Source organism: Poseidonocella sp. HB161398, assembly GCF_005870025.1.
Lineage (GTDB): Bacteria > Pseudomonadota > Alphaproteobacteria > Rhodobacterales > Rhodobacteraceae > Mangrovicoccus.
Map to the genome: position 1 here is coordinate 21,333 of NZ_VATA01000066.1, position 10,086 is coordinate 31,418.

Genomic DNA, 10,086 nt, shown 5'->3' on the forward strand with positions numbered 1-10,086 from the left:
TGTCGCCAGGCGGGTCCGCGGGTTTCAGTTGTTTCAGCCGGGGTCGTAGATGTAGCCGACCCCGCGCACGGTGCGGATCACCTCGGGCTTCGAGGGATTGACCTCGATCTTCTTGCGCAGCCGCGAGATGCGGATGTCGATCGAGCGGTCATAGGGATCCCAGGAGCGGTCATGCGCGCCCTCGAGGATCTGGTCCCGGTTCAGCACCCGGCCGCGGTTGCGGGCGAAGAGCTTCAGCAGGTTGAACTCCATCGAGGTCAGCGGCAGCTCCTCGCCATCCTCGCCGGTCAGCCGCGCCGCCTCCAGGTCGAGCCAGGCCCGGCCGAAGCGGAAGCGCGTGCGCTCTGCCGCGGGGGCCTCGGAGGCGACCGTCCGGCGGCGCAGCACCGCCTTGATCCGCGAGGCCAGCTCGCGCAGGTCGACGGGCTTGGCAAGGTAGTCGTCGGCGCCCATTTCCAGCCCGACGACGCGGTCGACCACCTCTGCCGCGGCGGTCAGCATGATGACCATCGGCGCCTCGGGCCCCTGCAGCCCGCGCAGCACCGACAGCCCGTCCTCGCCCGGCATGTTGATGTCGAGCAGGATCAGGTCGGGACGCGCGGCCTCGAGCGCGGCGCGCAGCTCCGCGGCATTGCCGGCCATCGTGGTGCGGAAGCCGCGCTTGCCCAGATACTCGGCCAGCATCTCGCGCAGGTCCGGCTCGTCGTCGCAGATCAGCACATGGTCGCTCATCGGGCTCCCTCCCCCAGCATGGTCCGGGCGAGCCGGCGCAGCTCCCCGGGCGAGACCGGCTTCTCCAGGCAGGGCCGCCCCGCCCCGTCGAGGAAGCCGCGGGCCTGCGGGCTCATCGTGTCGCCGGTGACGAAGCCGGTGCGCCGCGCCAGCCCGGGCCGGTCGCGCAGCAGCCGCTCGTAGAGCCCGCGCCCGTCGAGCCCCGGCATGTTCAGATCCGACAGGATCAGCGCGAAGTCGCGGCTCAGCGCCAGTTCCAGCCCCGCCTCGCCGGAGGCGGCGACCGTCACCTCGAACCCGTCGCGCTCGAGGATCTCGCGGATCAGATCCGAGACGTCCTCCTCGTCGTCGATCACCAGGATGCGGCCGCGCGGCGCGGGGGCCTCGGCGCCGTTTCCGGCGGCCTCCGCCGCCTCCAGCTCGCGCGTGACCGGCAGGCTGACGCGGATCTCGGCCCCCGGACCCGGGCGGGCGGCGACCTGGATGCGACCGGCATGGGCCGTGACGATCCGGTGGCAGAGCGCCAGCCCCAGCCCGGTGCCCGATCCGGCGGGCTTGGTGGTGAAGAGCGGGTCGAAGATGCGGGTGCGAAGCGCCACGGGAATGCCCGGCCCGTCATCCGAGACGGCCAGCTCGACCATGTCCTGTCCGGGCACCGCGCGCAGCGACATCCGGATCCGCCCGCCGGTGCCGCTGTCCCGGATCGCCTGGTCGGCATTGGCGACGAGGTTGATGACCACCTGGCCCAGCTGCTGGGCATCGCCGCGCACCATCGGCAGATCCGGGGCAATCGCGGTCTCGACCTCGGCGCGGATGCCCTCGGCGCTGCCCCGGAGCGCGTCGAGCGCCAGCTCCGCGGTCGCGGCCAGATCGACCGGCACCAGCTGCGCGGGCTGCTGGCGCGCCATGGCCAGGAAGCTCTTGACGATGCGGGTGCAGCGCTCGGCCGCGTCGCTGATCTTGCCGACCCGGCGCAGCGCCTCGGCGTCGATGCTTTCCTCTCGCAGCATCAGCGCATGGCCGACCACGACGGAAAGCGGGTTGTTCAGCTCATGCGCCACGCCCGCCAGCAGCTCGCCGAGCGCCGACATCTTCTCGGCCTGGAAGATCTGCTCGCGCTGGTCGGCGAGCTTGCGGCGCAGCTCCACCTCCTTGGAGATGTCGACCGTGGCCGAAACGATGACCTCCTCGCCGCGATAGGGGATCAGCCGCGCCGAGACCAGGCAGGGAAAGCGCGTGCCGTCGGCGCGGATGCCGGTGACCGCCATGTCGTCGACCCGGCCCTCGGGCAGCAGCGCGGTGATGAAATCCGCCCGCTCGTCGCGCGAGGCGAAATGCGCATGGGTCCGCTGCGCCGTGCCCAGCAGCTCGGCCGCGGCGGGGCTGCGGTAGATCACCTCGCCGTCGCCGACCCGCGCCATGATGATATTGGCCGGGCAGGATTCCAGCACCTGCCGCACCAGCTGGTCGGCGGCGCGGGCATTCTCCTCGTAGGCGCGCCGCTCGGTGATGTCGCTCTGCACCAGCACCAGCCCGCCGGCCGCGGTCGATTTCAGCACCAGCTCGCAGGCCCGTTCGCCCGCGTCGAATTCCAGCGGAGTGACCATCCAGTCGCCCTCGGCCAGCCGCGCCTCCATGAAGGAGAGCCGCTCGCCGGTCTCGGCCGGCAGCCCCTCGCGCAGCACCCATTCGCGCAGCAGGATGTCCCATTCCAGCCCCTCGGCCAGGATGTCGGCAATGGCCGGGTTCATCTGCCGGAAGGCGGCATTGAAACGCAGCAGCACGGCATTCTCGTCGAAGACCGCGAGCCCCTCGGAAAGCGTGTCCATCAGGTCGCCCAGCAGATCGCCCCGCCCGGGATCCGCGGGGTTGGAGGGATCCGCCCCGGCCGCCATCTCAGCCCTCTCCGGCCGGGCGGAGCTCGGCGGCGATCGCGAAGGCCGGCTCGCCCTCGCCTTCCGACAGTTCGACCCGGCCCGCCTCGGCCACGGTGAAACCGCTGCCGAGCGCGCGGGCCATCGCCTCGCTGCCGACGATCCGCATCGGCCTTGCATGATAGCGCAGCCGGCTGGCCTGGATCACCGCCGGGCCGAAGACGTCGTAGATGTATTTCTGCACGCCGACGACAGAGCCCACCACCGCGCCCGAGGCGATGCCGACCCGGCAGCTCCACTGGATCGGGTGCGAGCTGTTGCGCTGCTCCAGGTAGCGCAGGAAGCGCACGGCGGCATTGGCGGCGGATTGCGCATGGTCCTCGGCCGGATCGGGCAGGCCGGCGACGGCGATGTAGAGATCGCCCACCGCGCGGATCCGCGCGCAGCCGAACTGCTCGCCGATGCGGTCGAAGGCGGTGTAGATGTCGTTGAGCTCGCTGACGATCACCGCCGGGTCATGCGTGGCGACCATCTCGGCAAAGCCCGCGAAGTCGATGCAGACCACCGAGACCGGATCGTAGAGCCGCGGGGTGACGACGCCGAAGGTCTTGTATTCCTCGTAGACGGTGCGCGGCATCATGTTGAGCAGCAGCTTCTCGACCTGCTCCTTCTCGCGCTTGATCTCGCGGGTATTGCGCTCGACCATCATCGAGTAGGAGTCGATCATCGACTCCAGCTCCTTGATCCGGCTGATGTTCTGGCAGACCAGCACCGCAACCGCCTCGTCGCCCTCCAGCGCGCGGCTGAAGGCCAGCGCGACCGTCATCGTGCGGCGGCGCAGGCGGAAGGTCGTCTCGGTGGCATAGCGCCCCTCGGTCTCCAGCCCCGCGCGCAGCCCCGCGGCATCGAAGCCCGCGAAGCGGTCGAGCAGCTCGGCTCCGATCTCGATCTCGCCGAACCATTCGCGGAACGTGTCGTTGGAGAAGCGCAGCCGCAGCGTTCCCAGGTCGAGCAGCGCCACGCCGACGCCGATCGCCCGCAGGAGATGCTCGTTGATCGCCGCGATGGTCACCTGTCCGCCTCCACCACCAGGGCGCGGCGCTCGGCGAAGGCGCCGACGATGGCCTCGCGGTCCTCCTCGGCCACGCCGTGATCGGCCAGCGTCTGGCGCAGGATGGCGGCCAGCGTGTCGAAATGCGCGTCCGAGATCGCCAGATGGGCATGCATCTTGCGGATCTGGTCGTCGGTATAGGAGGCGGGCCCGCCCATCAGCGCCGAGACGAACTTGGTCTGGTGGTCGACGATCTTCGCCATGTCGATCCCGTCGAAGAACGGGCCGACATCGTCGTCGTCGAGAAGCCGGTCATAGAGATCGAGCACGATCCTGCTGACGACCGAAAACCCTCCATAGCGTTCGAAGAGCGACTTTTCCATGGCTTCCCCCCTGAGACGGACCGGCTGTGCATTCCATTTTAAGAATGGAATAACTTCGCGGCTGCGGGCAAGAATTTCATCCCGAATCCGGTATGCCGCCGCAAACTTGCCGCAGAGGCGGGCAGTTGCGGCGGCCGGAGCACCGGTCAAATCGACGCCCAGTCGGTGAAGCGCCAGGTTTCGGGGACGCGGGGTCCTGGGGCGCGGCGCGGCGGGCGGGGGCGATGGCGGGTTTCGGGGGCTTTCATGGCTGGGTCCTTTCCGGGGGCTGCGGGGGTGGGGTCTTTCGATGGAGACCAGTCTGGGGCGACAAGTTTTCAGCCGGTTGTCCCCGCCTGTTTCATTTGTTTCAGCACCCATGTTTCACCGCCCGGGCCCGAGGCCGCGAGGTCGGTGCCGCGGCGGCGGCGCTGCTCGCGCCGGTAGGCAGCCAGCGCGATGGCGAAGGCCAGGAGCGCCCCGGCCAGGCAGGGCCAGGCGCCGGCCAGCAGGTCATGCGCGGCGCCGAAGGGCGCGGCCATCAGCTGTGTGCGCCGCATCCGCAGCGTGTCGGCCTGCAGCCGCCCGGTCATCACCAGGCAGCAGGCGGTCACCGCCAGGAGGGTCGGCAGCCCGGAATAGGTCATCGCCCCGAGCGCCAGCGCCACCGGCCGAGCCAGGGCCGCCGGCCCGCCAGCAGCGCCACGGCGGTCTGGCTCGCGCCGGTCAGGCAGATCGCCGCCGCCGTGTCCTGGCCCATCAGCGCATAGCAGGCGGCATAGGCGCAGCTCGGGTCGAGCTGGACGGCAAGAATGGCCTCGCTGCCGCGGAAGAGCGGCGCCACCATCTGCGCGGCAAGTCCGGCAGTTCCGAAGAGCGCCGCGGGGGGCATGCCGCTGGCAAGGGTGATTGGGGTCATCTTGGCTGCTCCGGTTGATCAGACCATCTGGTCTGTTCCGAACGCACCAATTGGTCTGTTTCAGCCGCAGCCGGGGCCGGTCCTCACTTGTTTCACCCTTTCACTTGGGCCGAATGCGGGCGGCAATAGTCCTTCGGCGCTGGAAACCCGCGGAAGAACCGCATGGCCTACAGCAGACCGTCCAGCCTGGAAATGGCAGAATATGAGCCGCAAGGGAGAGCAGTCGCGGGAGCGGATCCTGGCCGCCGCCAAGGAACTGGCGCTGCGCAAGGGCTTCGCCGGCATGTCGGTCGACGACATCCTGGCCGCGGCGGGCGTGTCGAAGGGCGCCTTCTTCCACCATTTCCGCTCCAGGGCGGATCTGGCCGCGCAGCTGATCCGCTGGTACGCCGAGGCCGATATCCGCATGCTCCGGACCCTGGTGGCCGAGGCCGAGGCGGCGCAGGACGGGGCGATGGCGCAGCTCCTGCAGATCCTCGGCGCCTTCGAAGCGCAGCTGCGCGATCCCGGAACCGCGCCCCGGGGCTGCATGTACGCGCTCTATTCCTACGAGGAGGAGCAGTTCGACGAAGAGGTGCGGGCCCTCGTGGCCGAGGCCTTCCGGGCCTGGACCGCGCTTTTCATCCGCAAGTTCCAGGAGATGATCGACGCGCAGCCTCCCGCCCGGCCCGTGACGGCCAAGGCGCTGGCCGAGATGTTCGTCTCGGTGATCGAGGGCGGGCTGATCCTGCAGCGCGCCCATGGCATTCCGGGCCTCGCCGCCCGCCAGTCGGCGCAGTTCCGCGGCTATCTGGAGCTGCTCTTCCCCCGCCCGCCGCAGGCGGAGGGCTAGCCCGCGGCGCCGGGCGCGGGGCTCACATCCAGCGGTCGAGCAGCCGGTACCAGACCGTCGCGGCGGCGATGCCCGGCGCGCGCAGGAGTGCCGGCGGCGCGGCGGGGGCGGCGCCATGCGGCACGGGCAGGCTCTGCAGCGGCCGCGCGGCGGCGATCGCCTCGCCCATCAGCAGACCATAGGCCGTGCCCATCGCCACGCCGCGCCCGGAATAGCCATGCGCGGTCCACAGATCCGGCGCGGGCATCGCGAGCCGCGGCAGGTAGTCCCGGGTGAGGCTGACCTTGCCACCCCAGCGATGGGTGATCTTGGCCCCGGCCAGCTGCGGATAGACCGAGGCCAGAGCCGCCTCGACATGGGCGAAATCCCCGGGGCTGCGCGGACCCCCGACCTTGCCGCGCGTGCCGAAGACCAGCCGGTTGTCGGGGCTGCGGTTCCAGTAGAAGAGCACGCGGCGGCTGTCGGAGGCCGAGGCGCCGCCGGGCAGGATGGCGGCGATCTGCGCCCCGGGCAGCGGCTCGGTCGCGACGATCTGGGTATGTGTGGTCAGCATCGAGCCCGCCATGCCCGGCTCGAGCCCGCCGGTATAGGCATTCGTCGCAACCACCAGGACCGGCGCCCGCACCGTGCCGCGCGGGGTCGCCACCACCCAGTCGCCGCCCTCGCGCCGGTAGCCGGTGACGGGCGTGCCGCCATGGATCCGCGCCCCGAGCGAGGCGGCGCCGCGCGCCATGCCGCGGACCAGATCCAGGGGCTGTAGAACCGCGCAGCCGCGGTCGATCAGCCCGCCGATATAGGCCTCCGATCCCAGCTCCCGCGCGATTTGCGCGCGGTCGAGCATCTCGATGCCGGTCACCCCGTCGGCGGTCCAGGTGCGGTGGCGCTCCTCGACGCGGCGCAGCCCGGCGGCGTTATGGGCCGGCTGGATCCAGCCGGTGCGGCGCAGCGCGCAGTCGATGCCGAAGCGCGCGACCAGCGCATAGACGAGCTCCGCGTTCTTCGCGCCGAATTCCGCGATCGCGTCGCCCTCGGCGCCGAACGTGGTCCTCAGCTCGCTGCGGCTCATCTTGAAGCCGCGGATCACCGCGCCGGAATTGCGCCCCGACCCGCCCCAGCCCGGGCCGCCGCCATCGAGCACCACCACGTCGCGCCCGGCCTCGGCGAGCGAAATCGCGCAGCCGAGCCCGGTGAATCCCGCGCCGATGACCGCGACATCCGCACGGGTGTCGCCGTCGAGCGGCCGGGCCGGGTCGGTCTCCCGCGCGGTCTCCATCCAGAGCGAGGGGAAACGGTCGATGCAGTCACGCGAGGGGAACATCTGGGCGCCTTTCGGAAGCGGTCACGGGATCACGGGCCGGTCGTCGCGTCATGCAGGCGGACGGTGGTGGCGTAATGGTAGTCGAGCTCGGCCTTGGCGCTGGCGGCATCGCCACGGCGGATCGCATGCAGGATGCGGCGGTGGTCCTCGAGCGCCGCGGCCGGGCCGTTGTCGCGGCCGATCTCGTCGGAGCGGATCAGGCGGACGCGGTCGAGCAGCTTCGACAGCTCGGCGACCAGCATCGGATTGCCGCCGAGCCGGGCGATGTCGAGATGGAAGGCGATGTCGAGCGCGGTGAACTGCGCCCGGTCGGGCGCCTCCACCAGCCGCTCCTGCGCGTCGAGATTGGCGGCGAGCCGGTCGAAATCCGCCGCGCCGCCGCGGGCGACGGCGAGCTCCACCGACATGTGCTCCAGCGCGGCGCGCATCCGGTAGGTCACTTGCACGGCGTGGTAGTCGTAATGGCGCACCCGGTAGCGCCGTCCGCTGCGCTCGATCAGCCCCTCGTGCTCCAGCTGGCGCATCGCGTCGCGCGCGGGCAGCCGGCTGGCACCGAACCAGGAGGCGACCTCCTCCTCGCGCAGCACATCCCCCATGCGATAGCGGTGCGACAGCAGCCGGCCCTTCAGCTCCGCGTAGATCTCCGCGGCGCGGGTCGCCGGGGCGGGATCGGTCAGGGCGGGAGGAACGGGCGGGGTCATGACCCAGTCAGTATACCCAAGAAGCGCATCGTACAATTTCAACCCGCCAAAACGCGCCCATTCATGCCTGTCGGAGATTACGGGTATACTGAACATGCATAAATCACGGGCAGCGCCCTGCCCCAGCGGATAATTTCCGGGCCGCGCGGGCATTTCGCAGGGCAAAGCGGGCCGCGGGGCTTCCGGTCGGGGGGCAACCGCAACAGCCTGCCTCCGGCGAGGGCAGATCCCGGCCATGACGCCGATCCCGCCGCCCTCGCCCCGGGATCGGCCTGACCGCAGGTATACTGAATGACGCTCTCCCGTTTCGCCGTCGCCGCCATCGCCGTGCTCGCCGCCTCCGTTCCGGCCATGGCCGAGAAGCTGAAAGTCGGCTCCACCCCGACCGGGGTTCCCTTCACCTTCCTCGATGTCGGCTCGGGCGAGATCACCGGGATGATGGTCGACGTGGTCAAGGCCATCGGCGGGAAGGCCGGCTTCGAGGCCGACGTGCAGTCGACCGACTGGGTCTCGCTGCTGCCGGCGCTGCAATCGAGGCGGATCGACATCATCTCGGCCGCCATGTCGATCACCGAGGAGCGCAAGAAGGTCGTCGATTTCTCCGATCCGATCTTCCCCTATGGCGAGGGGCTGGTGGTGCGCGCCGATGACGACACCCATTACACCGCCGGGCTGAAAGAGACCGCGGGCAAGACGATCGGCGTCCAGCAGGGCACGAAGTACCAGAACGACCTGGCCGCGCTGGACGGCATCGGCGAGGTGAAGGTCTACGAGAACATCGCCGACATCATGCGCGAGGTGGAGCTGGGCCGCATCGACGTGGGCTTCGCCGACCAGCCGATCATGGCCTACCAGATCGGCCAGGGGAAATTCCCCGACCTGAAGATGGCGGCGGATTACCAGCAGCAATTCGTGGCGCCGCTGGGCCTGGCCATCGCCAAGGACAATCCCGAGCTGCTGGCCCGGATCAACGAGGGCCTGGCCGAGCTGAAGGAGAGCGGCGAGCTCGACGCGCTGATCGCCAAGTGGAACCTCGACTGAGCGCCGGGCCCACCTAGCAATGTCGCAGTTTCTCCAGGATGCGCAGGCCTATCTGCCCATCCTCCTCAAGGGGGCGGCCACGACGGTCGGCATCGCCTTCTCGGCCCTCGTGATCGCGACGGTCTTCGGGCTGGTGCTGGCGCTGATGCGCTATTCGCGCATCGGCATCCTGTCCTGGACCTCGCGCGCCTTCGTCAATGTCGTGCGGGGCATCCCGATCCTCGTCCAGCTCTTCTACATCTATTTCGTGCTGCCCGGCTGGGGGATCGACCTGACCGCCTTCCAGGCCGGGGCGATCGGGCTGGGCCTGGCCTATTCGTGCTACATGGCCGAGAATTTCCGCGCCGGACTCGAGGCGGTGGATCACGGCCAGATCGAGGCGGCGCAGTCGATCGGCATGGGCTGGGGCCTGACGATGCGGCGGGTGATCCTGCCGCAGGCGGTGCGCACCGTGCTGCCGCCCTATGGCAACACGATGATCATGCTCCTGAAGGACACCTCGCAGGCCTCGGTCATCACGGTGGCGGAAATGACCTTCCAGGCGAAGATGCTGGCGGCCTCGACCTTCGAGAACCTGACCGTCTACACGCTGGTCGCGGGGCTCTACCTGGCGCTGAGCGTGCCGCTCTTCATCCTGGCATCCTGGCTTGAACGGAGGTTCGGAAAGAAATGATCGAGATCGAGGGCCTGCACAAGAGCTATGGCGCGCTCGAGGTGCTCAAGGGCATCGACCTGTCTGTGGCGCGCGGAGAGGTCGTCTGCCTGATCGGCGCGTCCGGCTCGGGCAAGTCGACGCTGCTGCGCTGCGTGAACGGGCTGGAGGTCTACCAGGGCGGCGAGAGGTGGTCGCGGGATTTCGGACCAGGTGTTAAGCTTTAGCGCCTGACGAAGACTGACCCGAGATGACGAAACGGAAACGCTATTCAGCGGAGTTCAAGGCGAAGGTGGCCCTCGAGGCCATCCGCGAGGAACTGACGACGGCCGAGCTGGCCAAGAAGCATGATATCCATCCCACCATGATCAGCGGCTGGAAGCGGACAGCCATCGAGAACATGGCATCGGCCTTCGGCACGAAGGCGGCTGCCGAGCCGGTGGTTTCGGCAGCGGATGTCGAGAAGTTGCACGCCAAGATCGGGCAGCTGGTGATCGAGCGCGATTTTTTGTCGGAAGCCTCCAGTCTCATCCCCGGCACTGGAGGCAGAAAGCGGTGAAGAAGGATCATCCCGGTCTCAGCCTCAGGCGGCAGTGCAGCCTGC

The 10,086-nt window shown here is 69.5% G+C and carries 11 protein-coding genes and 2 pseudogenes; 5 read left to right on the top strand and 8 right to left on the bottom strand.

Annotated features, from left to right (window positions below; genetic code table 11):
- Positions 1 to 33 precede the first annotated feature (33 nt).
- The 6 genes from FGX59_RS30240 to FGX59_RS30265 form a co-directional block, all read right to left on the bottom strand.
- Positions 34 to 732 (bottom strand): response regulator, encoded by a 699-nt coding sequence (locus FGX59_RS30240; RefSeq protein WP_138471393.1) that lies wholly within the window; start codon positions 730 to 732, stop codon positions 34 to 36.
- Entirely contained in the window at positions 729 to 2,627 is a 1,899-nt protein-coding gene (locus FGX59_RS30245) for an ATP-binding protein (RefSeq protein ID WP_138471395.1), read from the bottom strand. Before FGX59_RS30245 ends, FGX59_RS30240 begins: the two co-directional genes overlap by 4 nt.
- A gap of 1 nt (position 2,628) precedes the next feature.
- Positions 2,629 to 3,678 carry an adenylate/guanylate cyclase domain-containing protein gene (locus tag FGX59_RS30250; protein WP_138471397.1) on the bottom strand — a complete coding sequence of 350 codons (1,050 nt, stop codon included), beginning with the start codon at positions 3,676 to 3,678 and terminating at the stop codon, positions 2,629 to 2,631.
- The gene (locus FGX59_RS30255) at positions 3,675 to 4,040 is read right to left on the bottom strand and encodes a group 1 truncated hemoglobin (RefSeq protein WP_138471399.1); all 366 of its coding nucleotides are present in this window, start codon (positions 4,038 to 4,040) and stop codon (positions 3,675 to 3,677) included. Before FGX59_RS30255 ends, FGX59_RS30250 begins: the two co-directional genes overlap by 4 nt.
- Positions 4,041 to 4,357: 317 nt before the next feature.
- Complete coding sequence (locus FGX59_RS30260) at positions 4,358 to 4,687, bottom strand: YgjV family protein (protein ID WP_138471401.1); 330 nt, start codon at positions 4,685 to 4,687, stop codon at positions 4,358 to 4,360.
- Positions 4,663 to 4,938 (bottom strand): YgjV family protein, encoded by a 276-nt coding sequence (locus tag FGX59_RS30265; protein WP_138471402.1) that lies wholly within the window; start codon positions 4,936 to 4,938, stop codon positions 4,663 to 4,665. Before FGX59_RS30265 ends, FGX59_RS30260 begins: the two co-directional genes overlap by 25 nt.
- A gap of 202 nt (positions 4,939 to 5,140) precedes the next feature.
- On the opposite strand from FGX59_RS30265, the gene FGX59_RS30270 reads away from it, so the two are divergent.
- Complete coding sequence (locus FGX59_RS30270; protein ID WP_171060903.1) at positions 5,141 to 5,770, top strand: TetR/AcrR family transcriptional regulator; 630 nt, start codon at positions 5,141 to 5,143, stop codon at positions 5,768 to 5,770.
- A 22-nt stretch (positions 5,771 to 5,792) separates the two neighbouring features.
- Here FGX59_RS30270 and FGX59_RS30275 read toward each other — a convergent pair whose 3' ends face one another.
- Complete coding sequence (locus FGX59_RS30275; RefSeq protein WP_138471406.1) at positions 5,793 to 7,088, bottom strand: FAD-binding oxidoreductase; 1,296 nt, start codon at positions 7,086 to 7,088, stop codon at positions 5,793 to 5,795.
- Between the two features lie 29 nt (positions 7,089 to 7,117).
- On the bottom strand, positions 7,118 to 7,789 hold the full coding sequence (locus FGX59_RS30280) for a GntR family transcriptional regulator (protein WP_171060904.1): 672 nt from the start codon (positions 7,787 to 7,789) through the stop codon (positions 7,118 to 7,120).
- A gap of 291 nt (positions 7,790 to 8,080) precedes the next feature.
- On the opposite strand from FGX59_RS30280, the gene FGX59_RS30285 reads away from it, so the two are divergent.
- The 4 genes and pseudogenes from FGX59_RS30285 to FGX59_RS30300 all read left to right on the top strand — a co-directional run.
- The gene (locus tag FGX59_RS30285; RefSeq protein ID WP_138471410.1) at positions 8,081 to 8,830 is read left to right on the top strand and encodes an ABC transporter substrate-binding protein; all 750 of its coding nucleotides are present in this window, start codon (positions 8,081 to 8,083) and stop codon (positions 8,828 to 8,830) included.
- Positions 8,831 to 8,849: 19 nt separating this feature from the next.
- Positions 8,850 to 9,503, top strand: coding sequence for an amino acid ABC transporter permease (locus FGX59_RS30290; protein ID WP_138471412.1), 654 nt, complete (start codon positions 8,850 to 8,852; stop codon positions 9,501 to 9,503).
- A pseudogene (locus FGX59_RS30295) lies at positions 9,500 to 9,667 on the top strand (ATP-binding cassette domain-containing protein); the annotation flags it as partial. The gene FGX59_RS30290 and the pseudogene FGX59_RS30295, both read left to right, overlap by 4 nt.
- Before the next feature lie 65 nt (positions 9,668 to 9,732).
- Positions 9,733 to 9,997 (top strand): annotated as a pseudogene (locus FGX59_RS30300) (transposase); the annotation flags it as partial.
- Positions 9,998 to 10,086 lie beyond the last annotated feature (89 nt).

Bases quoted from the DNA above. Each gene is read 5' to 3' on its own strand.
- FGX59_RS30240 (WP_138471393.1), bottom strand. From the start codon at position 732: ATGAGCGACCATGTGCTGATCTGCGACGACGAGCCGGACCTGCGCGAG.
- FGX59_RS30245 (WP_138471395.1), bottom strand. From the start codon at position 2,627: ATGGCGGCCGGGGCGGATCCCTCCAACCCCGCGGATCCCGGGCGGGGC.
- FGX59_RS30255 (WP_138471399.1), bottom strand. From the start codon at position 4,040: ATGGAAAAGTCGCTCTTCGAACGCTATGGAGGGTTTTCGGTCGTCAGC.
- FGX59_RS30265 (WP_138471402.1), bottom strand. From the start codon at position 4,938: ATGACCCCAATCACCCTTGCCAGCGGCATGCCCCCCGCGGCGCTCTTC.
- FGX59_RS30270 (WP_171060903.1), top strand. From the start codon at position 5,141: ATGAGCCGCAAGGGAGAGCAGTCGCGGGAGCGGATCCTGGCCGCCGCC.
- FGX59_RS30275 (WP_138471406.1), bottom strand. From the start codon at position 7,088: ATGTTCCCCTCGCGTGACTGCATCGACCGTTTCCCCTCGCTCTGGATG.
- FGX59_RS30280 (WP_171060904.1), bottom strand. From the start codon at position 7,789: ATGACCCCGCCCGTTCCTCCCGCCCTGACCGATCCCGCCCCGGCGACC.
- FGX59_RS30285 (WP_138471410.1), top strand. From the start codon at position 8,081: ATGACGCTCTCCCGTTTCGCCGTCGCCGCCATCGCCGTGCTCGCCGCC.
- FGX59_RS30290 (WP_138471412.1), top strand. From the start codon at position 8,850: ATGTCGCAGTTTCTCCAGGATGCGCAGGCCTATCTGCCCATCCTCCTC.